The 23625-nt window shown below is 66.8% G+C and carries 21 protein-coding genes and 5 pseudogenes; 18 read left to right on the plus strand and 8 right to left on the minus strand.

Going from position 1 to position 23625, the window contains the following annotated elements:
• Nucleotides 1-210 precede the first annotated feature (210 nt).
• Nucleotides 211-768 (plus strand): hypothetical protein, encoded by a 558-nt coding sequence (locus tag ACZ60T_RS28685; RefSeq protein ID WP_469668500.1) that lies wholly within the window; start codon nt 211-213, stop codon nt 766-768.
• A 654-nt stretch (nt 769-1422) separates the two neighbouring features.
• Here the strand turns inward: ACZ60T_RS28685 and ACZ60T_RS28690 are convergent.
• Nucleotides 1423-2136 carry a DUF4232 domain-containing protein gene (locus ACZ60T_RS28690; protein ID WP_469668501.1) on the minus strand — a complete coding sequence of 238 codons (714 nt, stop codon included), beginning with the start codon at nt 2134-2136 and terminating at the stop codon, nt 1423-1425.
• Between the two features lie 385 nt (nt 2137-2521).
• On the opposite strand from ACZ60T_RS28690, the gene ACZ60T_RS28695 reads away from it, so the two are divergent.
• Complete coding sequence (locus tag ACZ60T_RS28695) at nt 2522-3046, plus strand: DUF1877 domain-containing protein (protein WP_469668502.1); 525 nt, start codon at nt 2522-2524, stop codon at nt 3044-3046.
• 174 nt (nt 3047-3220) lie between these two features.
• Nucleotides 3221-3503, plus strand: a pseudogene (locus ACZ60T_RS28700) (IS630 family transposase); the annotation flags it as partial.
• Nucleotides 3504-3514: 11 nt separating this feature from the next.
• Here the strand turns inward: ACZ60T_RS28700 and ACZ60T_RS28705 are convergent.
• The 4 genes from ACZ60T_RS28705 to ACZ60T_RS28720 form a co-directional block, all read right to left on the minus strand.
• Complete coding sequence (locus tag ACZ60T_RS28705) at nt 3515-3946, minus strand: DUF6924 domain-containing protein (RefSeq protein ID WP_469668503.1); 432 nt, start codon at nt 3944-3946, stop codon at nt 3515-3517.
• 61 nt (nt 3947-4007) lie between these two features.
• A complete protein-coding gene (locus ACZ60T_RS28710; RefSeq protein WP_469668504.1) occupies nt 4008-4733 on the minus strand; it encodes a GNAT family N-acetyltransferase in 726 nt (241 codons plus the stop codon).
• 340 nt (nt 4734-5073) lie between these two features.
• Nucleotides 5074-5607, minus strand: a complete 534-nt coding sequence (locus ACZ60T_RS28715) for an MATE family efflux transporter (RefSeq protein ID WP_469668642.1) — start codon at nt 5605-5607, stop codon at nt 5074-5076.
• Complete coding sequence (locus ACZ60T_RS28720) at nt 5532-6314, minus strand: MATE family efflux transporter (RefSeq protein WP_469668505.1); 783 nt, start codon at nt 6312-6314, stop codon at nt 5532-5534. The genes ACZ60T_RS28715 and ACZ60T_RS28720 overlap by 76 nt, the downstream gene beginning before the upstream one ends.
• 523 nt (nt 6315-6837) lie before the next feature.
• Between ACZ60T_RS28720 and ACZ60T_RS28725 the strand changes: the two genes are divergently transcribed.
• The 11 genes and pseudogenes from ACZ60T_RS28725 to ACZ60T_RS28775 all read left to right on the plus strand — a co-directional run bounded on the left by ACZ60T_RS28725 (nt 6838) and on the right by ACZ60T_RS28775 (nt 16930).
• Nucleotides 6838-7446: a hypothetical protein gene (locus ACZ60T_RS28725; RefSeq protein WP_469668506.1), complete on the plus strand. Its 609-nt coding sequence runs from the start codon at nt 6838-6840 to the stop codon at nt 7444-7446.
• A 115-nt stretch (nt 7447-7561) separates the two neighbouring features.
• Nucleotides 7562-8683: pseudogene (locus ACZ60T_RS28730) on the plus strand (IS630 family transposase).
• A gap of 336 nt (nt 8684-9019) precedes the next feature.
• Nucleotides 9020-9490 carry a hypothetical protein gene (locus ACZ60T_RS28735; RefSeq protein WP_469668507.1) on the plus strand — a complete coding sequence of 157 codons (471 nt, stop codon included), beginning with the start codon at nt 9020-9022 and terminating at the stop codon, nt 9488-9490.
• Nucleotides 9491-10158: 668 nt separating this feature from the next.
• Nucleotides 10159-10756 (plus strand): annotated as a pseudogene (locus tag ACZ60T_RS28740) (aldehyde dehydrogenase family protein); the annotation flags it as partial.
• A gap of 113 nt (nt 10757-10869) precedes the next feature.
• Nucleotides 10870-12087, plus strand: a complete 1218-nt coding sequence (locus tag ACZ60T_RS28745; protein ID WP_469668643.1) for a Dyp-type peroxidase — start codon at nt 10870-10872, stop codon at nt 12085-12087.
• 79 nt (nt 12088-12166) lie between these two features.
• Complete coding sequence (locus ACZ60T_RS28750; RefSeq protein ID WP_469668508.1) at nt 12167-12628, plus strand: COG4315 family predicted lipoprotein; 462 nt, start codon at nt 12167-12169, stop codon at nt 12626-12628.
• A gap of 54 nt (nt 12629-12682) precedes the next feature.
• Nucleotides 12683-12971: pseudogene (locus ACZ60T_RS28755) on the plus strand (IS630 family transposase); the annotation flags it as partial.
• A gap of 586 nt (nt 12972-13557) precedes the next feature.
• Nucleotides 13558-14184 carry a LysE family translocator gene (locus ACZ60T_RS28760; RefSeq protein ID WP_469668509.1) on the plus strand — a complete coding sequence of 209 codons (627 nt, stop codon included), beginning with the start codon at nt 13558-13560 and terminating at the stop codon, nt 14182-14184.
• 416 nt (nt 14185-14600) lie between these two features.
• The gene (gene pip, locus ACZ60T_RS28765) at nt 14601-15566 is read left to right on the plus strand and encodes a prolyl aminopeptidase (protein WP_469668511.1); all 966 of its coding nucleotides are present in this window, start codon (nt 14601-14603) and stop codon (nt 15564-15566) included.
• A 288-nt stretch (nt 15567-15854) separates the two neighbouring features.
• Entirely contained in the window at nt 15855-16361 is a 507-nt protein-coding gene (locus tag ACZ60T_RS28770) for a Mu transposase domain-containing protein (protein WP_469668513.1), read from the plus strand.
• A complete protein-coding gene (locus tag ACZ60T_RS28775; protein ID WP_469668514.1) occupies nt 16358-16930 on the plus strand; it encodes a hypothetical protein in 573 nt (190 codons plus the stop codon). Before ACZ60T_RS28770 ends, ACZ60T_RS28775 begins: the two co-directional genes overlap by 4 nt.
• A 171-nt stretch (nt 16931-17101) precedes the next feature.
• Here ACZ60T_RS28775 and ACZ60T_RS28780 read toward each other — a convergent pair.
• Nucleotides 17102-17260, minus strand: a pseudogene (locus ACZ60T_RS28780) (NAD-dependent deacetylase); the annotation flags it as partial.
• A gap of 63 nt (nt 17261-17323) precedes the next feature.
• Here ACZ60T_RS28780 and ACZ60T_RS28785 point away from each other — a divergent pair.
• Nucleotides 17324-17896, plus strand: a complete 573-nt coding sequence (locus ACZ60T_RS28785; RefSeq protein WP_365633477.1) for a helix-turn-helix domain-containing protein — start codon at nt 17324-17326, stop codon at nt 17894-17896.
• A gap of 23 nt (nt 17897-17919) precedes the next feature.
• On the opposite strand, the gene ACZ60T_RS28790 is transcribed toward ACZ60T_RS28785, so the two are convergent.
• Nucleotides 17920-18972, minus strand: coding sequence for an NAD(P)/FAD-dependent oxidoreductase (locus ACZ60T_RS28790; protein ID WP_469668644.1), 1053 nt, complete (start codon nt 18970-18972; stop codon nt 17920-17922).
• A gap of 306 nt (nt 18973-19278) precedes the next feature.
• Here ACZ60T_RS28790 and ACZ60T_RS28795 point away from each other — a divergent pair, with 306 nt between their 5' ends.
• The 3 genes from ACZ60T_RS28795 to ACZ60T_RS28805 all read left to right on the plus strand — a co-directional run bounded on the left by ACZ60T_RS28795 (nt 19279) and on the right by ACZ60T_RS28805 (nt 22458).
• Complete coding sequence (locus tag ACZ60T_RS28795) at nt 19279-19968, plus strand: rhodanese-like domain-containing protein (RefSeq protein ID WP_469668516.1); 690 nt, start codon at nt 19279-19281, stop codon at nt 19966-19968.
• Between the two features lie 230 nt (nt 19969-20198).
• Nucleotides 20199-21563: an MBL fold metallo-hydrolase gene (locus ACZ60T_RS28800; protein ID WP_469668518.1), complete on the plus strand. Its 1365-nt coding sequence runs from the start codon at nt 20199-20201 to the stop codon at nt 21561-21563.
• A 145-nt stretch (nt 21564-21708) separates the two neighbouring features.
• Nucleotides 21709-22458, plus strand: coding sequence for a sulfite exporter TauE/SafE family protein (locus ACZ60T_RS28805; RefSeq protein WP_469668520.1), 750 nt, complete (start codon nt 21709-21711; stop codon nt 22456-22458).
• Between the two features lie 328 nt (nt 22459-22786).
• On the opposite strand, the gene ACZ60T_RS28810 is transcribed toward ACZ60T_RS28805, so the two are convergent.
• The gene (locus ACZ60T_RS28810; protein ID WP_469668522.1) at nt 22787-23587 is read right to left on the minus strand and encodes an MBL fold metallo-hydrolase; all 801 of its coding nucleotides are present in this window, start codon (nt 23585-23587) and stop codon (nt 22787-22789) included.
• Nucleotides 23588-23625: the final 38 nt, after the last annotated feature.

The raw sequence follows: 23625 nt of genomic DNA on the forward strand, positions 1-23625 counted from the left end.
GGACCAGCTGAACCAGATCACCGGTGGGGCGACGGACGCGAGTTTGCTCAGCGCGTGGGAGTCGGGGCGTAAGCGGACGGGGATGAGGAATCGCCGGGCGTTGAGCCAGCTGTACCGGGAGCGCTCCGAGGCGCTTTTCTCCCACCAGGACGGGGCCGGCACCGCGAGCGCCCTGGAGGCCATGGGTACTGGCGTGGTGGTGTTGAGGCCATGGTCGAGGTGGTGGCCGGAGCGCGCGAACATCTGGTGGTCACGGGATCCCGCAGCCGGGAGAAGGCCTACCTGGCGGCGATCGAGACGGCCTTGGCGCAGCGGCCCGATCTGGTGCACTACCGCGTGCTGTACGGGCCGCCTCGTCATCGAGGGTTGTCCGAGCACCTGGAGCGGCTGCTGGAGCTGCGCGACCCCGGCGAGCGCCGTAACGGCGTCGGCGCCGCCATCTTCTGCCACCTCGCCGCGGCCGTCAGCCGCCAGCGCGACCACCTCGCGGGCACCCTCGCCGTGCTGCTCGATGTTGACGAGCACACCGGCAACTTCGGCGGGGCGAAGGCCCTCATGCAGGCTATCGACCCCGCGACCATCGGAGGAGCCATGATCGGCTATCCCGGCGACCACGAAGTGGTCGTCGGCGGCCGAGGTGTCTTCCGAGCTCGCCTTCAGGTCTACGGCACGGCCGGCCACTCCGGCTCCTCCAAACCGACCCCGGCGAACGCCGTCAGCCGAGCGGCCCGACTCGTGACCCTGCTGGAGAACCAGCACCCAAACTGATTGTCACCGAGTTCCACGGCGGCGAGGGATTTACCGCAGTCCCTGACCACGCGGTCATCGGCATCGACGTCCGCCTCACCGACGTCCTAGACGCGAAGGCTGCCGAGGGGTTCGGCCTGCCCTACTCCGGCCTCCACAGCACCGACGAGCAGGCCGACCTCTCCGCGCTTCCCGTGATCCAGGCCGCTTATCACCACGCAGTGCTCACCTTGATGGATCTGCGGCCATGATGTCCTGCGGACCGAGAACGGTCCGCAGGACACCTACTTGATCAAGCCTGAGGCGAACCGGCACCGCCGTTCTCGGGCGGGCCGTCGTGACCCCGGTCCTGGTCCTGCTCGTCATCGTGACCCGAGCGGAATCTGCGAACTTCGGCTGCCAGACCCAGGCCGGAGGTGAGGACGCTGAGGCAGCCGGCGACTGTCGAGAGGTAATCGACCACGGAAGGGCCTTCCGGACGCGGTGGTCCGAGCCTCTGCGCGAGAGCATGGCGAAGCCACGGGCCACCTGACAGGTGTCCGCCCTGAGCACTTCGCGCGGCTGTTCTCCGGGGTGGCGGAGAGGGTGAGGGCGCACGCGTTCAACATCATGGTGGCGCCCCCGCAGCAGTTCCTGAGCGGGGCCAGCGGTGCGGGGGCGGGGTCAGCCGGCCGGTCAGCCGCCGACCTTGCCCACCGGGCTGACCTCTATCTTCCCGCCGTCCTGGCCGTCGGTGACGGCGAGCGTGCCCGCAGGCCACGTCAGGGTGACGGGCTGGGTCTCGTTCGGGGGCGTCACCACCATGTCGGTCAGCCGCACGCCGGAGCCGCCGGTGTTGTTGACCGGGTACGTGATGTTGAAGGCGGCGGTGTCGCTCTCCTTGAGGATCTGCGGCACGGCCTGCTCGCCGTTGCGGTCCACGGAGAAGGTGTCGCCGAGGGACGTCTTGATGTCGACACCCGGGAAGCCGCTGATACGGCAGTCGGCGCTGCCGATGTTCTTGAAGGTGACGGTGACGACACCGTTCGTCTCGTCCGTGGTGTTGTTGGCGGCGGTGGTTTCGAGCACGTCGGTGCGGCACACGTCGGCGTAGCCGGCGCCGGTGTCACCGTTGCCGGTGCCCTGGCCGCTCCTGCCGGTGTTGGTGCCGGTGCCGGCGCTCTGGCCCGCCTGGTCCGACCCGCCGGTGCCACCGGTGCCGCCCGCCTGGTCCGACCCGCGGGTGCCACCGGTGCCGCCCGCCTGGTCCGCCGACGCGGTGGGGCTGGCCTGCGTGTTGCCCGACGCGATGTCGTCGCCGTTGCAGGCGGTGAGGGCGAGGGTGAGGACGGCGGTGAGTGCTGCGCCGATGGTGGCGGTGCGCTTGCGGGAGTGGAACGTCGTACGCATGTGAATTCCCCGAATGCATGGCGGTTGAGTACGGAGGTGCAGTCGCGGCCCGGAACGCGCGGCGAGCCGCTACCCCGCTTGACCTGCTGACACTTGAAGCATCCCGCCCGTCGCTCACGTTTGGTTATCGCCTCGCTTACGTCCTGCTGTCGTCCCTCGGCACGACTCAGGCACGCACCTACAGCGACCAGCCCCAGACCTGAACCCGCTCGCCGAAGACCCCGCCGCCTTGAGGACAGGACCCGCGCGGCGACGACAGGCCGACTTGGCTCGTACCCGCAGCCCACAGCCCCGCCCAGCCCACCGACTCACCCCGACCGACAAGGCCGACGGACCACGATGAAGTAGTGGCAAATCCGGTGGACAGCCTCGGGATACTGCTGTCATGGCCGTCACCCAGCAGCTTGCCCGAGTCTCGGCGGAATACCTCGCCGCCTGCCGTCAGTCAGCCGATGAATCACCGGAAGGAGACCCTCACTGGGATCCGCCGTCCGCCGACTGGCTCGATCTGGACTGGGCGCCGGCCATGCTGGAGCGCGTCTGCGAACTGGCGCGGCTCGACGCTGTCCATCTGAAGGCGCTCAGGCGCGCGACCGATGGAGACACCAAGATCAATTTGAGCTTCCTCAACACACACCCGCATGCCATCGGCCCCTTCGGCCCCACCCCAACGGCCCTTTCGGCAACCGAAGTCGCCTACGTCTCCACACTGCTCGGAGGGATCGACATGCGGGCGATCCTCTCGGTCCTGCCAGCTGACAACAGCGATGCGGGCTTCGATATCGGCCACGGCGCCGAGGGGCTCACCGGCAGCCCAAGGGAGTACCTCGCGGGTCACTTCAACGCCCTGCGCGAGTTCTATGAGGAGGCCGCCCAAAGGGGCCTTCTCGTCGTGCTCTGGTGGGACTGACCACCTGGGGACGTTGACCACAGCCCTGGGGAATTACGTCACCGTCGACATCGATCGAGCAGCAACCATGGAAGTACCGCACGCCGTGGGTGCGGTGGTAGGTGGCGGGCAGCCAGTCGAGGTACCCCGGTTCGGCCCTGCCGGAGCCTGCGGTGAACCTGATCCCGAGCGGGCCGAATCCGCCGCCGGGCGAAGAACAAGGTCGAGCTGTGCTTCACTCCGACCTACGCCGGCCAGCCCCATCGAGGCCCACTTCGGCAGTTCACCCTGGCCAACTCCCACCACCGCAGTCACCCCGCCCAGGACCGGGCCCTGCACCGCTACCTTCGCTGGCGCAACGCCAACGCCCGCATCCCGAGGTACTTGCCGCCCACGCAAAGAACGCGCCCGCATACGCAGCGAGAAGGGCTTCCGCTGGGGCGGACCCCCCTCGCACTCGCGGTCTGACACCGCCTGACGGCCAGTGACTCAAAATCCTCGGAACACGTTGTTGTCGTCGACGGCGCCGACGAACTCATCGAAGTCCATGTTCGCGCCCGACAGATTGTTCTCGATGCTCCACAACTCGGCTGCTACAACGCGGACACAACACTGACGCTCAGACCGCAGGGCCACCACGAGGAGCGGCCGTTCAGCCGAGGCGACAGTTACAGAGTCCGCCAGAACCACGAGTGGATGACGGTACCCCGTAGGGATCAGGTCGAGGGCCTGACCGAGCGTCAATCCCTCGTACCTGCGGTCATCGACGAGTGCGTCGTTGGCCAAGAAACCGTCCTTGCTGGGCAAGAAGAGCGCCTTCCGCAGTTCGTCCCAAGGGCCGTCTGCGCCGAGAAGTCGGTGCGCACGACGAGGGCTTCCAAGGTGCAGGGGAGCTGGTTCATGCGCGGACAGTACCGCCAACCCGGTGAACCTACGCGGTCACAGCACTAGCTGTGGTTGGGTGCTCTGCGAGGGGATTGCGTCATATTTCAGTGGCGGAACCGCCAGCAGTTCGGCTCGGTGCTGCCGAACCAGTGCTGAGGCAGAGGGAGGTCGACTTGACGGCCGAGTGCCGCAGCCAGTGGACATCGATCTCGCGCCCGTTCTGCAGGGTGTGGCGGGGCGGACCATCGTCCTCGACGAAGCCGGCAGCAGCCAGCGCCCGGGCGGATGCGGTGTTCGTGGGCTCGTGGCCCGCTCGTACGGTCTGAAGCCCGTGGTGGGTATGGCCGAGGAGTGCGGCTGCCTGGAACAGTTCCGCGCCGAGCCCCAGGCCACGTGCGTGGGGAGCGAGTGATCCCCCGATCTCCCCGGTGTCTGTGTGCAACAGCATGGACCCGGCGTATCTGCCGTCGTCCAGCCTCACGACGATCAGTCTCTCCAACTGGTCCGGGAGAGGCTCGAAAGGGGCGGTCAGCAGGTGCCGGGGAAGCGGAGAGGGGAGACGGGAGCCAGGGTCCCCGGGACGCATATCGACGAGGGCCTGCCGGACGTGGGTATCGGCCACGATGTATTCGTCTTCCCACCCGAGCCACCGCTGGGCCTCGAAGTCGGAGGCGGCGGCCCAGCCGGCCACCAGGTCCAGCATTGATTCCGGGGTGTAGAGCAGGAGGCGCTCCGTGCGCAGGGTGTGCCGTCGATTGCCGCATGCCTTGGGCAGAGGGAGCTTGGATATCGCCGTCCCACGGCGCAGGCGTGACCAGATCATGTGCCCTCCTGGAGAACCCGACGACCGACTCGGCCGGGCTCGATGTGGCCGGATTCTAATGGCTGCAGGTTCGGGCTCGGAGGCCTGGCTGCCGCCGTGAGCAGCGCGGTTACGCGCTTGAGCCGGGACTCGCACTCGGGGCACAAGCCGCTCGTTGACCGTAGGTCTCCCGAAAACCACCATCTTCCGGCTGAGCTGCGATACGAGGCACAGGCTCCAGCCGTGCGTCGCGGCTCGTCACAGCGGTGCCCGGAATTCCGTCAGAAGGTGCCGCGCGTTCGTCGCCGCGGAGTCCTCGACAGCAGTCGGGGACGGAGCGCAGCACCGGCCGGTGCCTCTCTCACGTGGCGGCTGGTGCGTGTTCGCGGTTCTCGGTGAATGTGCTGTGTCGGTAAAAGGAGTAGGCCTTGCTCACTGCCTGGAGGAGGTTGGCAAGGGCGAGAGCCGCCCACAGGGCGGCAAGCCCTCCGGCTGTGGCGATCGGAGCGGCGGCAGCGGCCAGGACTCCGTAGCAGATGAAGGTCGACACGAAACTCGGCACGGTGCGCTTGAGACCGATGAGGCTGAAGCCGACGACTGCCTGCAGCGCGTCGGTGACGACCACGGCCAGCACCAGCGGCAGAAGGTCCGTGATCTGTGGCCGTACATCGGCATCCTGGGTGAACAGCGGAACGACCCATGAACTGAGGACAATCACCACTGCCGCGATGAACCCCACAACGACCAGTGCCAGCCACGTTCCCGCCCGAACGCTGCGCCGGATACGCGCGCTGTCGTGCTTCGTCGCGTAGTCAGAGATCAGGGGGATAGTGGCTTGGCGAACTTGACGAGTACCGTGCCGGCCAGCGGAATCCCTACGGTGCCCAAGGTCCAGACCTGCTTCACATTGGGTCGCCCCGGATACAACGAGCGGCCTTTGAGCACGGTAGAGCGGCGGAGGGACACCTGGTTGACGCAGGCGCTGATCACGCTGGAGGCGAGCATGGCGATGCCTGCCCCGGTCAGGCCGTAGCTCGGCAGCGGGCCGGGACCACCCACGAGGAGGAGGAACAGCGTGGTGGATGCGGCGGTGCCGAGCAGTCCGGCCCGCATCACCAACGTTGAGTGGCCCAATGCCACCAGGACGGACGTGGCTGACGAGCTGACCGCGATGGCAAGCACGCTGCAGGCCAGCAGGAGGGGGAAGGTCCCCAGTTGGTCGAGGGTGGTGCGGGTAACCCCGGCTGCTTGGCCGATCAGATGAGCGGACGCGACCGCCGCTGCGGCGAGGGCGCCGACGGTGATCGCGAGCCACGTTCCGCTGCGCACCACGGGCAGGAGACGGTCAGGATCCTCCTTGCTCGGTGTGACAAACGGCATCACGCCGCGCAGCGCGCCCGCTACCGTGGCGGTAGCGGGGCTGAACACGGCCATGCCGATGGCGAAGGCCGCGAGGGTGGCGGTGGCGTGGTTGCCGAGCAGTGCGGTGTCGACCAGAGCGCCGGCTGAGGCGGCGATCATCGTCAGGTACAGCGGGAGCGCTGCCGCCGCTATCCCGATCCACGTACTGCGTCCAGCTGGTCTAGCCCCCTTGCTGATCACGGGTTCGATCATCACACTGCGGGAGCCGACAGGTCAGCGGAAGTGGCGAACTTGGTCCAGCTGGGCTCAGCAGGCAGGGTCAGTCCTGCGTGGCCTGGCGGGCTCTTGCAACCAGGCCCGCGCCCTCATCGAGGGCGGGCACCCTCTGGCAGGGCTGGTGGTCGCCGGTGAGCCTCCCCGGTACCCTGATCGCGAACCGAGTGGCGCTGGACCGGGTGAACAAGCTGCCGGAACTAGTCGACTAGCTTGCCCGGGTACGGAGTGCGTCGGCAAGAAGGTGTTGCGCAGGGCCTCGTCGCTGGTTGCGCTGGCCTGGGCGATCTGGGTCGTCGCGAGCGTCATCAACGACGTTTCCTCCTGTTCGTGGTGCCAGGGACCGGATCCCCGGTCTCGAGTTGGGAGAGCCCGGCCCGGCCCGCCACACACATCACCCGACGCTGGCGTGGCCACCTCCACGCGACTGATGAAAGCCCGTGCCTCAGCAAGCAGTGCTGGGGCACACACGATCTGGAGGGACTTCTTCATGCACAACCCGCAGCCTATGCCGAACCGTCGTCTGTTCTTGTTAGCGGCGGCCTCGGTGCTGACAGTCTGCACCTTGACCGCGTGTGGAGCTGGCACCGGCGCCACGGCGAAGGGCGGCTCCCAGAGCAGCGCCTCAGCCACGCCGAAGCGGCTCGTTCTCGGCCAGCCCGGCCCGGTGCAGGAGTTGGGACAGGCGGCCTCGAAGTTCCAGATCACGCCGGTGAAGGTGGTCGAGGGCACCCATGACGACCTCAAGGAGCTCGATGATCCGGGCAAGTACAAGGCGAAGAAGGTCGCTTGGGTCTACGTGAAGGCGAAGAACGTCGGCAGCAAGGTGGCCAAGAACACCCTCGTGATGAACGATGTCGGGGCGGAGGCGAGCGGGATCCCGGCTCAGGGGCTCCTGGTGCTGATGGGTGATCTGAGTAGTCGGCCGAAGGACTGCCTGGGCAACAATGGCCGCGTCGAACTGGGTACGGACGATATCTGGAAGCCGGGGGAGCAGCGCACTGTGTGCGAGCCTTACCTGCTGCCCGTGGACACGAAGATCACCGACGTCACCTATTCTCAGGGCTTCTACAAGGAGCCCTTGAGGTGGCGTGTGTGACTCAAGGGTTCGGCATCCGAAGAGGGACCTAGTGCTGTGACCGCATAGGTTCACCGGGTTGGTGGTCGTGGCGGTTGGATGTGCAGTGACGTCCGACCCGACCGCTGGAGGCGCGGTGGCTGAGCCTGTCCGTGTGCGCAGACTGACCGACCAGGAGGGGCAGCGGCTGCAGCAGATCGTGCGCCGCGGCAGCACGAGTTCGGTGCGTTATCGGCGCGCGATGATGCTGCTGGCCTCGGCCGGCGGGAACCGGGTGCCGGTGATCGCCCAGCTGGTGCAGGCCGACGAAGACACGGTCCGGGATGTGATCCACCGGTTCAACGAGATCGGCCTGGCCTGCCTGGACCCTCGATGGGCGGGAGGCCGTCCCCGCCTACTCAGCGTTGACGACGAGGACTTCGTCGTCCAGACGGCCACTACCCGACCTGCCAAGCTTGGCTAGCCCTTCACCCGCTGGTCACTGCGCAAACTCGCCGCCTACCTGCGGAAAGTCCACGGCCGGCTCATCCGCATCGGCCGCGAGGCGTTACGTTGCCTGCTCGCACGCCGCGGCGTGACCTTCCAGCGCACCAAGACGTGGAAGGAGTTCCCCGACCCGGAACGTGAGACGAAGCTGGACCGGATCGAGGAGGTACTGGACCGCTTTTCGGACCGGGTCTTTGCGTTCGACGAGTTCGGCCCGCTCGGGATCCGGCCCACCGCAGGCTCGGGCTGGGCCGGTCAGGGGCACCCCGACCGGGTGCCCGCCACCTACCACCGCACCCACGGGGTGCGCTACTTCCATGGTTGTTACTCGGTTGGCGACGACACCCTGTGGGGCGTCAATCGCGGCAGGAAGGGCGCCGGAAACACGCTGGCCGCGCTGAAGTCGGTCCGCGCCGCCCGGCCCGACGGCGCACCGATCTACGTGATCCTGGACAACCTGTCCGCCCACAAGGGCGCCGATATCCGCCGCTGGGCGAAGAAGAACAAGGTCGAGCTGTGCTTCACCCCGACCTACGCCTCGTGGGCCAACCCGATCGAGGCGCACTTCGGACCGCCGCGGCAGTTCACCATCGCCAACTCCAACCACCCCAACCACACCGTGCAGACCCGGGCCCTGCACGCCTACCTGCGCTGGCGCAACGCCAACGCCCGCCACCGCGACGTCCTGGCCGCCGAACGCAAGGAACGCGCTCGCATCCGCAGCGAGAAAGGCATCCGCTGGGGCGGACGCCCTCTCAAAGCCGTCGCCTGACCAACCCATGAACCCATGCCGCTACGGCACCAGCAGTCGGCGGGGACGAAGTGCCGGACGTGTGGTCTTGGTGCCGATGGCTCGCCGCACTGTGAGACGTGCTATGTTTCAGGCAGACTGTAAGTGGCGTGAGGGGGCGCAGCCGTAGCTGAACGCTGGGAACAGCCAGGCTCTTGCGGTGCAGCCCTATCGCGATCGACCGACCGCCAGTACGCCCGGCAGGCCACTTCGCACCGGACATCCAATTCCCAATGGAAGCATTTTGGGTGCTGGGCTAGCTATAGGAGCAGCAGTGTTCGTCACGTATTTTTCACGATCCGCAAAGTGCACCGGATCATGACCAAGACCCTCCTTTCTCTCCACGTCCTGGCTGCCATCATCGCGATCGGCCCCGTATCCGTTGCCGCCAGTATGTTTCCGCCGGCTGTCCGCCGTGCCGGGGCGAACGAGTCCGAGTCGGGTATCTCCGCGGCGGCTACAATCCAACTCCTCCACCGAATCTGCCGGGTCTACGCTGGCATCGGTCTGGCTGTCCCGGTATTGGGATTCGCCACCGCCTCGTACATGGGTGTCCTCGGGAGCGGATGGCTGATCGCATCGATCATCCTGACAGCGGTGGCGGCCGGTATCCTCGTCGTCCTCGTATTGCCTAGCCAGGACAGGCTCCTTGGCCGCATCATCGACAACGGCACCATAGAGCGATCACACACTGCTCAACTGGCCATGTATACAGGCATTTTCAATCTCCTGTGGGCGGTGGTCACTGTCTTGATGGTCGTCCGTCCCGGCTCCACCACGGGAGCATGAACATGGACCGCAGTCGTGCCCCTCTAAAGATTGCGGCCTTGGTCGAACTCATCTCCTTGGTAGTTCTTCTAATGAATCTCGCCATGGTGCATAGTGCGTCAGTTGCATCTTTGATAGGCCCGATGCATGGATGTGCGTATTTGGTTGCGATCGGCAGCGTGCTCCGCGATCCGCTGAAGCGAGGTGTAATCGTCGCTCTGGCTTTCATTCCTGGGGTAGGAGCTACTCTCGCTCTGCGGCAGCTCTCATCTGTCGGGAAGTCTGTGTGCAGAATCCCTGCTCCATGAGGGTGCTGAGGGTGCTGTGAAATTTCCACCGCGCAGCGCCTTCAGGAAGCAACGTGCAGCGAATTTCTGACTCGGTCGAACCTGTGATTCTGGCAAGCGAAAGGCATCTCGCCTGGACCGCAGGTTGGCGCCTCTGAACCGGATCTGCCTTTAGATCCCTGGTCCACCGCTCCGAGTCGTCTGGCTTGGCGGGACCGGGCCGACTGCTCCAGTCGAGGTGGCCAGGCTGAAGCCGGTCTGGCCGTGTGCGATCTGGGTCGGGGCGCCGTACCGGTGGGCGGCCCGTGGCCCATCTATCAGGGACGACAAAGCGCTGGGCATCGCGGAAGCGGAGCGCACCTGGGCGGGCAAACCGCACGTGAGCAGATCGAAAGGAAGCCAGTGGCAGTATCGCCAGTTCGGAGTGTCCGCCCCCACACGGGGAGGCAACGCACAACACCTGGCCGACGAGGTGACGCCGGAAGAGCTCGACAGTGCGGTCCGCGGGGCTTGCTCCGCTCGCCGACCGCGCCGGGCGGGCAGCGTTCCTGCGGACTACGGCCGACTTGCTCGGCGAGGCGAGCAAGCGTGTCGTTGAGACGGCCGATGCCGAGACCGCGCTCGGCCCGGCCCGCCTGACCGGCGAACTCGCCCGTACATCGGCCCAGTTCAGGGCATTCGCTGAGTTCGTGGAGGATGGCTGGTTCCTTGACGGCCGCATCGACCACGCCGCCCCAGCACGCACCCGGCCGTGGCTCAACCTGCGTCGCTACAGGGTGCCACTGGGGGTGTTCGCCGTCTATGCGGCGACCAACTTCCCGCTCGCCTAATCGATGCCGGGCAGCGACACAGTGAGCGCGCTCGCCGCCGACTGCCCCGTCGTCGTCAAGTCCCCGACCACCCGGCCACGTCCGTGTTCTGTGCCTCCCTCATCAAACGGACCGCCGCGCAGCATGGTCTCCCGGAAGACGTGCAAATCCTCGTGCGCGGTTTCGAATCCGACTCAAATGCCTGAGCCCGCCTGTCGCTCCACCTCGCCAGGATCTTGTGTACCGCCGCGATCTCAAGCGCAGCACCCATTTACGCGCCAACAGGAAGACCTGACCGATGAACATGAAGAAACAGACCCGACGCAGGTTCCTGACTGGTGGCGCTGCTGCCACTGTAGGTGCTGCGGCAGTTGGAACTGCCGCCGGAATCCATCTCTCCCATAATGGAACGGCCGGCGCAGAGCCCTTGTCGAGACCCCATGCACCCGCCACCATCCCATTCTTTGGCGCCCATCAGCCAGGCATCGCCGATCCGACCCCAAGCAATGCGGTCTTCCTCGCCTTCGATCTCAAAACCTCGGCAACGAAGTCAGACCTGGCGGACGTCATGCGAGCGTGGACAGATCTTGCAGCGGCACTGATGAGGGGAGACACCTCAGTCGATACATCGTTGGTGTCTACTGGCTCAGCGCCAGGAAAGTTCACCATGACCGTCGGCCTCGGAGGCACCGCCCTCGATCAACTTGGCATACCGCGCCCGCCTGTCCTCGTCGACCTACCATTGTTCCCCGGCGATGAACTTGAAGCCGCGGCTTCACATGGCGGGGTCTTCGTGCAGCTTTGCTCTGATGACGCCGTATACCTCGGAGGCGCTGTACGCGCCGTCCGCGCCGCCGCGAAGCGTGTTCTGCGGCCTCGCTGGCAGTTCAACGGCTTTCGCGGTGCTGCCGCGTCGACCAGTAGTAGCAACGGCCGTAATCTCATGGGCCAGATCGACGGCACCAACAACGCCGCCGTCAGCCGTGCGTCCACAGGAGGGCCGGTCTGGGTCGACGCGGCTTCGCCAGAATGGATGACCGGCGGTAGCTACGTCGTCGTGCGCCGATTCCGCATGCTCTTGAGCGCATGGGAAAGCGCGGGGCCGAACACACGGGACCGTGCGGTAGGTCGGTACATCTCATCGGGAGCACCGCTGGGGGCGGACAAGGAGTCCGATCCCGTCGATCTGAGCGCTACGGACTCGTCCGGAGCGCCACTCATCCCGCACGACGCTCACATCCGCCTGGCCGCGCCCCGCCGCGGCGCCGGTGAAGAGATGCTTCGCCGGTCCTATTCCTACTCCATGGGACAGGCAGGTGGCTCCGCAGGAGACGAAGAAGCTGGGCTGATCTTCGTCTCCTACCAGGCAGACCCCACCACCAGCTTTATACCGGTACAGCAGCGACTGGCCAAAGCAGATGCCCTCGCACACTTCACGCTGGCTACGTCCAGTGCCCTGTTCGCGATCCTGCCCGGCGTCGTTGGGAAGCACGACTGGTATGGGCGGTCCCTTCTGAGCTGATCCCAATTGGCCTTGGCCGTAATGCCTGATTCCCACTCGGATGAAACTGGACAGGAAAGATATAGGTATGCCAGTGTCTATGTACCGCTTGTTCTCAGCTGCCATGACTATGGGACTCGCCGCCACACTCGTTAGCTGCTCGTCCGACGACTCGGCAGGAGATACTGCTCGCGCATCAGCCATAGCAGTGTTGGACTCCAAAGATCTCGGCGACATACTCGTTGATGGTGAGGGCAACGTTCTCTATATCTTCAAGCCTGACGACGCCTCAACCGTCAGTTGCACGTTCGGCTGTGCGACGGAATGGCCCCCTCTCTCGGCCATCGACGGCAAGTCCCCCGAAGCTGCTGATGGTGTTGACGCAACCCTGTTGAGCACTCTGGCCAATCCCGCCGGCGGTCACGTCGTCACGTATCACGGCTGGCCGCTGTACCGCTATGCCGCTGATCAAGCACCTGGTCAGCACCTCGGGCAAGACGTCTTCCTGAACGGCGGCGACTGGTACGTCATGAGGCCTGACGGTAAACCTCTCATCCCATGAAGTATCAAGCCGTGATGTCGAGGCTGTTGGTCAGGCGAGGGCGTGGTGCGTGCACTGGACCTCGGGCGGAGGTATGCACAGGGCGGAGACTTGACGGACGCCAGCAGGGTCGCGCGGGAGCGGCGACGACTTCGGGGCTTCGAGGACGGGGACAGAAACAGCGGGAGCGCCGCTGCGTTGCGGGTGAGCGAGCGGTCGGTGGAGCGGTGGCGCCGGGCCTGGCGGGAGCAGCGCGAATCCGGGGTGCTGCCGAAGGGAGGCGTCGGGTTGGCTGAGGCTCAGCGAGGACCAGGCCGCCTGGTTGGAACGGGAACTGAAGCGGAGCCCGCTGGCGCATGGCTGGTTCGCGTGAACCGAGTTTGCGATGTCGGTCTGTTTTGACGTCACTGAGGGTCTTGCGGTGGGACGGTGGATTGTGCTTCTGCCGTTGGGGGCTTCATGGGGACGTCGCAGTCGAAGGCCGATCTGTACGCAGTCATCTGCCGCGATCACCAAGAGGGCATGTCACAGCGGGCGTTGCAGCGCAAGCAAAACGTCACCTGGCGGACCGTGCGTCGGGCGCTTGACGGCAAGTGGCCGGAGCCGCGCAGGCAGCAGCGGCACACTGTTGCCGCAGACGCATCTGCCGGGGGCTGAGGCGGAGGTCGACTTCGGCGAGGTCAGCGTGGTGCTGGCCGGTGAGATGACGCGTCTCTACCCGTTCTCGCTGCGGCTCTCGTATTCGGGCAAGGCAGTGCGCCGACCCGTTGACCGCACTATCGGTGTGTCTTCCGCCGCGGCGGTTGCGGAGGCGAGGTCCGGCACCGCCGGGGATCGCGGCCGTGGAGTCCCGGCCGCATACCGGTTGCCTGTTCTCTTACAGCCGTGGTTTTCTGAACTCCCTTCGTACCTACGCACTATGTCCTTTTGGGAGCCCCTGAACGCACCCTATGATCGCTGCCGGGCTGGCCTTTGCTGGCGTGGCCATGCTCATCAACATGGCACCCGGTCCCGACTCGCTGCTCGTTGTCCGAATGTCCGTGGCTCAGGGCAGGCAGGGCGGACTGGCCGCCGCCCTGGGTATTCTCGCCGGCTGCATGGGCTGGAGCGTCGCGACAGCCGCGGGTCTGACGGCCCTGCTGACCGCATCCCAACTGGCGTACGACACACTCCGCGTGTGCGGCGCCGCCTACCTCGTCCTCTTGGGAGCCATGGCACTCTGGCATTCCAGAAAGCTCACCGACCCTGAACCGGCAGGGCGGACCACCGTCCCGGCCAGCCGCTTCGCGGCATTCCGCGTTGGCCTGGGAACCAATCTCCTCAACCCCAAGGCGGGCGTGTTCTACATGAGCCTGATCCCGCAGTTCGTCCCGCGAGACGCACAGATGTTCAGCGCGACGATGCTCTTCACCGCCATCGACGTGATCGAGCTGGCTGCCTGGTACTGGCTTCTTACCCGTGCCGCCGCGGCGCTGAGCGAGCGCATCCAACGTCCCGTGTTCCGCCGCCGCCTTGAACAGATCACCGGCGTGGCCTTCCTCGGCTTCGCCGCCAACCTCCTCACCGACCGTTCGTAGACCTCCAGCCGTATCCGCGCCTGCAGGATCGCCAGTCGGCGGCACCTACCGAAGCAGATCTCCCCGTCGGCACACAGTCCGTGGACCTTGGCGGCTGCCGACCCGCGGCAACGCCACAGGCGCAGGCTCGAGGATTCGCGAGGCACGGAACGCCCCTGCCCGTTGCTGCCGGGCGGCTGGTCGGCAAGACCGAGCCGGAAGCAGCAGATGACCGTGCCGTGCGAAGAGACCCCATCTGCAAGCACGACCGGGCTCTTCGCCACCTGGAGCACCCCGATTCAGCCCCTACCCACGCCATCAGGCGACGACAGAACCACTCAAAGAGTTACGAACCGCCCTCTTAATGCTGGTGCCGTTGTTCCGGTCGGCGAGTAGCCTCACAAGGTTGCTTTCCATGCCTGCAGCAGGAGATCGCCGTGGCCCAACCGTTTCCGCCCATCGAACCGTTTTCACATGGCCTCCTGGATGTCGGCGACGGTAACCAGATCTACTGGGAGTCCAGTGGCAACCCCGACGGAAAGGCAGCCCTGTGCGTGCATGGCGGGCCCGGCAGTGGGGGACGGCGTGGCAGCCTCAAGATGTTCGACCCCAAGGTCTATCGGATCGTCCTGTTCGACCAGCGTGGCTGCGGTGAGAGCCGACCACACGCATCCGATCCACGCGTCAGCCTGGAACACAACACGACCGAGCACCTGATCGCCGACATGGAGCGGCTGCGCGAGCACCTGGGCATCGAGCGCTGGCTCCTCTACGGCGGCTCCTGGGGCTCGACATTGATCCTCGCCTACGCCGAGCGCCACCCCGAGCGGGTCTCGGAGATGGTCATCGTCGGCGTCACCATGACCAGGCCAGAAGAGACTGACTGGCTCTACCGCGGCGTCGGACGCCTGCTGCCCGGTCCGTGGGAGGCATTCCGCGACGCGCTGCCGGAGACGGACCGGGGCGGCAACCTCGTAACCGCCTACAACCGGCTGCTGAACAGCCCGGATGAGACGGTCCGAGGCAAGGCGGCAAGTGACTGGTGCGCTTGGGAGGACGCCGTCATCGCACACGAGGCACTTGGCAAGCCGGGCGCGTACAGCGACAGGCCCGCCGATGCGCTGATGGCCTTCGTCCGGATCTGCGCACACTACTTTGCGAATGACGCCTGGCTCGAGGACGGACAACTGCTTCGCGACGCGCATCGGCTGGCTGGGATCCCGGCCGTACTGATCCACGGCCGACTCGACCTCGGCAGCCCGCTGAAGACCGCGTGGGAGTTGGCCAAGGCATGGCCGGACGCGCAGCTGAAAGTGATCGACGACTCGGGCCACACGGGCAGTCCCGCGATGCAGGACGCGATCCTGGAGGCGATTGAGCGGTTCGGCAAGAACGGGCGTTGACCGGCTCCGCATCGTTGCCGGCTCCTCGAAATCAAGTGCAGAGAAGGGTGTTCGCCACCGCAGGTCAGGAGGGTTCTATTGTCGGCCCGGCATCGAGGGCGCCCACGAGAAGGGCGAAGTCGAGGGCCAGATCGGCTACTTCCGCCGCAACCACTTCACTCCCGTCCCCGAGGTCGTCTCACTCACCGAGCTGGACGAGCTGGTCGACCAGTGGGACCAGGTCGATGAGGCACGTCGGCTGCAAGGCCGCACTCGCAGCATCGGGACTACTTCGCAGGTGAACAGCGCTTGCTCAAGCCTCTGCCTGTCGAGCCGTTCGAGACGGGACGCTGGTTCATTCCCCGGGTCGACCGGTTCAGCCAGATGAGTGTTTGCGGCAACACCTACTCCGTCCCGGTCCACTTCATCGGACGGCAATTGAGGGTGCTGCCGCATGCCAACGAGCTGATCGTCTATGACGGTCGGACCGTGATCACGTGGCATGAACGTCTCGGCGGCCGCAACGGCTCCTGCCTCGTCCTGGACCACTATCTGGAAGTGCTGATGCATAAACCGGGCGCGTTTCCGGGGGCGACGGCGCTGGAACAGGCCCGCTCCGCAGGCCGGTTCACGCCCGCTACCGGCATGTCCTCGACCCGATCCTCAAGGGATGGCTCGCGAACGGTATTGAGAGCCTGCGCGAGATCACCCAGGACGACATCAAGCGGGCCATCGCCACCCGCAAGGGGACGCCGGCCCGCTCGATCCACATCGTCCTGCGGAACGTCTTCCGGGCCCTTCGACAAGAGGGCGTGATCTTCCGCGATCCCACCCGCGGCCTCGTCTTCGCAGGAATCAACAAGGTCCCGCCGTCCGTGCCCTCGGACCGGCTGGCCGGCGTCCTCAGCCACGCGCGGAACGACTTTCAGCGCCTCGTGATGGTGCTGGTCTGCGTCCACGCGCTCAGCGGCACCGACATGCGCCACCTACTGCTCACCGACCTCGACCTGTCCCGTGAGCGCCTCATCGTCCGGCGCCCCGGCAAACGGCACATCATCCACCTGGACGAACTCACCTACCGCTGCGCCTCCGCATGGCTCCGTGAACGTCACCGCCGCTGGCCGGTGACCACCAACCCGCATCTGCTGATCAACCGATGGACCGCGGTAGACACCAGTCACCCGCCCATCGGCACCACATTCACCGCCATCTTCCGGCCCACCGGACTCACAATGCCGACGCTGCGGCAGGACCGGACCCGCGATGAGGCGTTCGAGGTCGACGACCCGCTCCACCTGATGCGCCTGTTCGGCATCTCGTCTCACACCGCAATGCGGTACATCACCGCGGCCCACCCCGAACGCACCGCGAAGCTCCCACGGTGAGGCGAGCACACAGCGCAGGGGAGCAGGTCACCTCTTCGGATTCGAGCCCCTCGGCCGCCGACTGCGCTCGGGTGATCGGAGTCCGCTTCGTCTTCGCCCTGCACGTCGCGCACGCGTGGACCGAGTCCCGGCCGTCATCGACATCTCGCCCGCGACTGATCACTGCTCAGGGACGGCCGTCTTCCGAGCGCCGTGGTCCGCGGCGATCGCTGTCGGCTGCACCTGAAGGGTGGTCCCCACCGCGAGGGACACCGCGCAGGCCTTGGCGATCGCCAAGGCCTGCGCCAGCACCTCCGGGTCGAGCCGCTCGCCGAACATCATCGTCGCGGAATGCTCAGTTGCTGCTCGAACTCGAATTGGAAGGGGCCATGCCGTTTCGGGCAGTATCAGGGTGTGAACAACGCGAAGAAGGACGTTCTGGATGCGGTCGGGCCCCGTCTGCGGGAGCTGCGTCGCCGGCGGGGGATCACGCTGGCTGAGCTTGGCCAGCGGACCGGAATCAGTGAGAGCACGCTGTCTCGTCTGGAGGGCGGCAGTCGCAAGCCGACTTTGGAACTGCTGCTGCCGCTCGCCGAGGTGTACGCGGTGCCTCTCGACCACCTCGTGGGCGCGCCCCGTACGGGAGACCCGCGCATCCACCTGCGCCCGGTGACCCGGGGAGGCATGACGTTGATACCGCTCAGCGATCCCGGCGGCGCGCAAGCGTACAAGCTTCTCATTTCACCCGCGCCCCACAGTGAGCCGGAGCTGCAGACCCACGACGGTTTTGAGTGGATCTATGTGCTTGCCGGACGGCTCAGGCTGCTGCTGGGTGAGCAGAGCCTGAGCCTCAAGCCAGGCGAGGCCGCGGAGTTCGACACGCACGTGCCGCACTGGATTGGCGCCGACGGCGACCAGGCCGTCGAACTTCTCATCCTGCTCGGACGCCAGGGAGAACGAGCCCACCTGCGGGTACGCGCCACCTGACCCGGTTGCGGGGAGCGCGGTGCTCAGTTCCCGCCGAGCAGGGAATCCAGGCCGTGCGCACGGCTGCCCTGCACCCGCCGCGACACCTCGGCCTCCATCGACGCGCTGACCGCTCCACCGTCCCTCGCGGCGCGGGCGGCGGCTTCCGCGTCGGCCTTCAGCAGGTCCATGTGGATCGCGGCGGCCGCGGTGGTTCCGGCTGCTGCCGCGGCGGGAACCCCGGCCAGCACATCGCTGACGTTCCCCGCTGCCCACACGCCCTCGACTCCGGTGAACCCGGACGCGTCCACCTTGAGCTGCTCTCCCAGGCCCATGGGGTGTTCCTGCATCGTCACGCCCAGCTGGTCCAGGAAACCGGCGCGCGCGAGGAACCGGGGGGCGACCACCAGCTGCTGGACCGGCAGCACCGTACGCGACGCCAGCCGCACGCCCGCCAGCCGGTCCTGGCTGTCGACCTCGAGCCCGGCGACCTCACCGTCGACCACGCCGACACCGAGAGCGGCCAACTGCTCCCACTGTTCGTCGGCCAGCTCCATTCCGGTGTGCAGGAACAGCGTGACGTCCTTGGACATCTGACGGAACAACAGTGCCTGGTGGAAGTTGCCGAGCACCCCGATGACCTTGTCCCGGACTTCCCAACCATGGCAGTACACGCAGTGCAGCACGTCCCGCCCCCACCGTTCGGCCAGCCCCGGCACGTCCGGCAGCACATCGACCAAACCGGTGGTCACCAGCACCCTGCGCGTCCGTACGCGCTGCCCGCTCTCGGTGACAACCCAGAAACCTGCGCCGTCCCGGGAAATCCGCGCGACCTGCCCCGAAGCGACACGACCGCCGTACGAAGCGACCTCCTCGCGCCCGAGCCGCAGCAGCTCCAGGGGAGAGATGCCCTCCCGGCCGAGTACACCATGGGCGCCAGCAGCCGGAGCATTACGCGGCTCGCCCTTGTCGATCACCAGAACCGACCGGCGCACCCGGGCCAGATTCAAAGCTCCGGACAGGCCGGCGGTCCCACCCCCGACCACCACGACGTCCCAGGTCTGTTCATCATCTCGTATCAACTCGAATTCGCTCATGCCGTCAGCGTGCGACTGGCGCCACGAGCGCAGCAAAGGTTCATGCCGTCCTGGCAAGACGCCCGGTCGATCGGCGGGGTCATCACCGGCGGCGGGAGACCGGGCGCCCCGGGCCATGCCGACCATCTTGCCAGTCCAGCAAGAGGACTCGTCGCCTGCGGACACGTGTGTGCAGGCTGCGTCCAGACGGTTCCGGCCCCCAACTGAAAACCGGTACCTCCAGGACTCGGTCGCGTTTCCCGTATTCGTCGGGAATCCCTCCGGTTCGAGCGGCATGTCGGGTCGAAATACTTGAGGAAGCAGCAGATGGAAAATCGCCACGTTGTGATCATTCCGATCGAGATCGACGAGGAGAAGGAAGCCTCTTATCTCGCCGCGTGGCAGGATGCCGCAGAGGTGATGGCGGCTCAGCCCGGTTTCATCCGGACATACATGTTCCGCACGATCGTTCCGGGGAGCAAATTCTCTCTCGTCAACGTGGCGGAATGGGAGTCCACCCGTCACTGGGAAGACGCGATGAATGTCTGCCCGATGATGGGACAGCAGATAGCCGTCGTCCATGCCTCGAACTACGAGGCGATCCGGACGGTCCTGCCCGCGCAGGACCTAAGTTCCGGCGACGGTCGCATGCCCGTTGACCTGTCTCCTGTCGAGGCGCGTCGCCGCGCCGCGGACGGGGAACTCACGCTGGTCGATGTCCGTGAAGACGACGAATGGGCAGCGCGTCACCCGGCTGACGCCGTCCACGCCGCACTCAGCACACTGCCGGCGTCGCTGTCGGATCTGCCTGACGGCCCACTGGCCTTCGTCTGCCGCACGGGCAACCGCAGCGCGCAGGGCGGCATGCAGGCGATCCGCGCAGGCCGGTCCTCCGTCTACAGCGTGGCGGGCGGCCTTGAGGCGTGGGAAGCAGCAGGGCTGCCGGTCGTCCTTCCCGGAAGCGAGAGCGCGGTGAACAACGGCGACCGTGCCAAAGCTGCGGTACGTGAGAGCTGACGAAAGCAAAACCGGCAAATAACCGTCGCATACGTCCGCCGGAACGAAGCCGGCCGGATACGCCGTCCGCTCGCAGCCTTCGGGATATTCGCTACCGCCATTCCTCGGTCATTGTTTACGCAATGGCCCCGGACATGAAAGCCGTGGATATCGCGAGTGTTCCGAAGCTGCGGCGGCGGTTTCCCGAGACGGAATTACCCGGGTATGCCATCCCGGAGAGGAGTCACACCATGTTTTTTGTCGACACCCTGGAGTTCGAGGGGCTGGGCAACCGTAGTTATCTGGTCGGCGGTCGGAGAGCGGCGGTCGTGGTCGATCCGCCGCGGGACGTCGACCAGGTGATCGCCCTCGCCGCCCGGCGGGGGGTACGCATCGCCTATGTGGCGGAGACGCACGTGCACAACGACTACGTCACCGGCGGCCTGGAACTGGCCCGCCTCACCGGCGCCCGCTACCTGGTCCCGGCTGACGCCAACGTCTCCTTCGCCCGTACTCCCGTCACGGACGGCGACACGGCCGAGGTGGACGAGCACCTGGTGCTGCGTGCGATAGCCACCCCGGGCCACACCCCGCACCACACCTCATACGCACTGGAGGAGGACGGACGCGCGGTGGCGGTCTTCACGGGCGGCTCGCTGCTGATCGGCTCCGTGGGACGTCCGGACCTGGTGGACCCGCGGTTGACCGAGCAGCTGGCCCGCGCGCAGCACGCCTCCGTCCACCGGCTGGCGGCGACGCTCGATGACGAGGTGCCGGTGCTGCCCACGCACGGTTTCGGCAGCTTCTGCTCCTCCTCCCAGGCCGAAGGCGATGCGACCACGATCGGCCAGGAACGCGCCGGCAACGACGCTCTCACCCTGGACGTGGACACCTTCGTGAAGCGGGTCCTGGCCGGGCTGGAAGACGTGCCCGCCTACTACACGCACATGGGCCCGGCCAACGCCGCCGGCCCCGCGCCCGTCAACCTGACCCCGCCCGAACCCGCCGACGCCGCACAGATCGCCGAACGGCTGGCGGCGGGTGAGTGGGTGGTGGACCTGCGCAACCGGGTCGCCTTCGCTGACGGCCATGTGGCCGGATCGTTCAACTTCGAGGGCACCGGCAAGCTGGCCACCTATCTGGCCTGGCTGATCCCGTGGGGCAAGCCGGTCACCCTGCTCGGCGACACCCATGCGCAGATTACCGACGCGCAGCGAGAGCTGACCCGAGTCGGCATCGACCGCCCGGCCGCCGCCGCCACCGGAGATCCAGCCGCCTGGGTCGTTGAGGGGGAACAGCTCGCCTCCTTCCCCCGCGCAAGCTTCGCCGACCTCGCAGATGCACACAAGCGCGGCGGGAACGTGGTGGTACTGGATGTGCGCCGGGATTCCGAACGCGCCAACGGCTTCATTGAGGGCTCCGTGCACATCCCGCTCCACGAACTGCCCGGCCGGGTCGGCGACGTGCCGGACGGCACGGTGTGGGTGCACTGCGCCGGCGGGATGCGCGCGGCGATCGCCGCTTCTCTCCTGGACGCGGCCGGACGACAGGTCGTCGCCATCGATGACGGCTTCGAGGCGGCCGAGGACGCGGGCCTGAGCCTCACCCGGTCATGAATCCCTTGCTCCACCTGCACAGAAGGCACGTGATGTTCCTCTCCCGCCAGGCTCTTGGCTGCCTCGGCCCCGTACAGGCCCACCCCCGCGTCACCGGGACGGGAATGCCGTCGGCCGGCGACAGCGGACACAGTGGGCGAATAGCGTGACCGCCCTGATCCTGGCCCTGATCGCAGGAGCCGTCGTCGGCCTGATGCTCGGCGCCCTCGGCGGCGGCGGCAGCGTCCTGGCGGTGCCCGCCCTGATCTACCTGCTCGGCTTCACCCCAGCCGCGGCCACCACCGCCAGCCTGATCATCGTCACCGCCACGTCTCTGACCGCCCTGTACGCGCACGCCCGGGCCGGGCGGGTGCGGTGGAAAGCCGGAGCGGCATTCGCAGCCGCCGGGATTCTCCCGGCGGCTGCAGCCGGAGCCGCCTCCGCCCACCTGCCCCAGACCGTCCTCACTCTCGCCTTCGCCGCCATAGCGGCCCTCTCCGCCATCAAAATGCTCCGGCCCGCTGACACCGCCCGCCTCAAAGCCGGCGGTGTACGGCCGGGCAAGGCAGCCGGGGCGGGCGCCGCACTCGGCACGCTGACCGGACTACTCGGTGTGGGCGGCGGCTTTCTCGCCGTCCCCGCCCTGGTCACCGTCTTGGCCTTCGAGATGGAGGCCGCCATCGGCACCAGCCTGCTGGTCATCACGGCCAACTCGTTGGCTTCCCTGGCCACTCGCTCCGGCGCCGCCGTCTCGCTCGACTGGGCGCTGATCGGCCCGTTCATCGCAACCGCGATACTGGGCGCCTGGGACGGCAAACGCATGGCCGCGAAGGTCTCCGCGCCCCACTTGCAGCGCATCTTCGCCGTGGTCCTGCTGGCCGTGGCCGCCTTCATGCTCGCCGACGCCGTGACGTGACGGCAGCCCAGACCGGCGACAACTTTTCCAGGCAGGCCCGCATCCGCCCAGTATCCCCGGCCGCGAACCCGCCCTCCTCTCCGGTTGGGAACTTCCCGGCACCGGATCTCGCCGCCCCAGGCCGTTCGGACCGGTGGTAGTCGGAGTACGACCGAGATGCGGGTCATGGGGGGCAATGCGTTGATCTTGAAGCCCCGGGAGCCCTTCTGTCTGGGCTCGTGAGGCTATTTGCTGTGGCCGTGTCCCGGATCGTCTGGGTGCCAAGGTGCGTCGGACCGCGTGCTCAAAAAAGAGCTCGTCTCACTTGGTGATGTGGCCTGCTTGATGGTCAGTTGTTCCGGCGCAAGGTGTCGTGTTGCTCGGCGCTGTTGGACCTCTGACCCTCCTCGCGAAGGTTGGTGACGAGACCGGGCGCAGCGACGCCAATGGGGTGCTCGAAGGCTTCTGCGGCTACCTCTCGGGCAATGGCCGGATCTGTGCCCGGCCAAAGGTGGGTGAGCATGAGTCGGGCGGCGCCTGCCTGGTGGGCGTACTGGCCGGCCAATCGTGCGGTGAGCAGGTACGGTGCGTCGGCGGTTGGCACCTGGTGGATGTACGTGGCTTCCGACAGGAACAGGTCGACGCCTTGCGCAAGGCGCAGGAGGTCGGAGCTGGGGCCGGTGTCGCCGGTGTAGGCGAGGACGGCCTCGGGTGTGGTGAGCCGAATGCCGGCATTGGGTACGAAGTGCGGCAGGAGCCAGGTGTCGGTGGTGAAGGGGCCGATATCGAACCGGTCACCGGGGGTGAACCCGTAAAGGTGGTAGGCCTTGGCGAGCATGCTCGGTTTGTCGAGTGCCAGAACGGCGTCGACCGCGCCGTGCGGGGCGTAGACGGGCAGAGCGGGCGGTGGGTCATTGCTCAGTCCCCGGGCCCGTAGCAGAGGGTTGAGGTCGGCGCAGTGGTCGGGGTGTCCATGGCTGACGAGCACGGCGTCGACCGCGTCGACGGTGCTGTGCTGGAGCAGGCGCGGCAGTGTGGCATATCCGGGGTCGATGAGCAGGCGGAATCCGGCGTACTCGACGAGGTAGCCGCTGCATGCCTGGACTGCTGTGGGCCACGCACCGCAGCCGCCGAGAATCGTCAGTTGCATGACACGAGACCCTAGCGCCGTGCCTTGGCTGTGACCAG

This window comes from Streptomyces sp. NPDC104371 (assembly GCF_055583785.1).

Bases quoted from the DNA above. Each gene is read 5' to 3' on its own strand.
- ACZ60T_RS28685 (WP_469668500.1), top strand. From the start codon at position 211: ATGGTCGAGGTGGTGGCCGGAGCGCGCGAACATCTGGTGGTCACGGGA.
- ACZ60T_RS28690 (WP_469668501.1), bottom strand. From the start codon at position 2,136: ATGCGTACGACGTTCCACTCCCGCAAGCGCACCGCCACCATCGGCGCA.
- ACZ60T_RS28695 (WP_469668502.1), top strand. From the start codon at position 2,522: ATGGCCGTCACCCAGCAGCTTGCCCGAGTCTCGGCGGAATACCTCGCC.
- ACZ60T_RS28710 (WP_469668504.1), bottom strand. From the start codon at position 4,733: ATGATCTGGTCACGCCTGCGCCGTGGGACGGCGATATCCAAGCTCCCT.
- ACZ60T_RS28725 (WP_469668506.1), top strand. From the start codon at position 6,838: ATGCACAACCCGCAGCCTATGCCGAACCGTCGTCTGTTCTTGTTAGCG.
- ACZ60T_RS28735 (WP_469668507.1), top strand. From the start codon at position 9,020: ATGACCAAGACCCTCCTTTCTCTCCACGTCCTGGCTGCCATCATCGCG.
- ACZ60T_RS28745 (WP_469668643.1), top strand. From the start codon at position 10,870: ATGAAGAAACAGACCCGACGCAGGTTCCTGACTGGTGGCGCTGCTGCC.
- ACZ60T_RS28750 (WP_469668508.1), top strand. From the start codon at position 12,167: ATGTACCGCTTGTTCTCAGCTGCCATGACTATGGGACTCGCCGCCACA.
- ACZ60T_RS28760 (WP_469668509.1), top strand. From the start codon at position 13,558: ATGATCGCTGCCGGGCTGGCCTTTGCTGGCGTGGCCATGCTCATCAAC.
- ACZ60T_RS28790 (WP_469668644.1), bottom strand. From the start codon at position 18,972: ATGAGCGAATTCGAGTTGATACGAGATGATGAACAGACCTGGGACGTC.
- ACZ60T_RS28795 (WP_469668516.1), top strand. From the start codon at position 19,279: ATGGAAAATCGCCACGTTGTGATCATTCCGATCGAGATCGACGAGGAG.
- ACZ60T_RS28800 (WP_469668518.1), top strand. From the start codon at position 20,199: ATGTTTTTTGTCGACACCCTGGAGTTCGAGGGGCTGGGCAACCGTAGT.
- ACZ60T_RS28810 (WP_469668522.1), bottom strand. From the start codon at position 23,587: ATGCAACTGACGATTCTCGGCGGCTGCGGTGCGTGGCCCACAGCAGTC.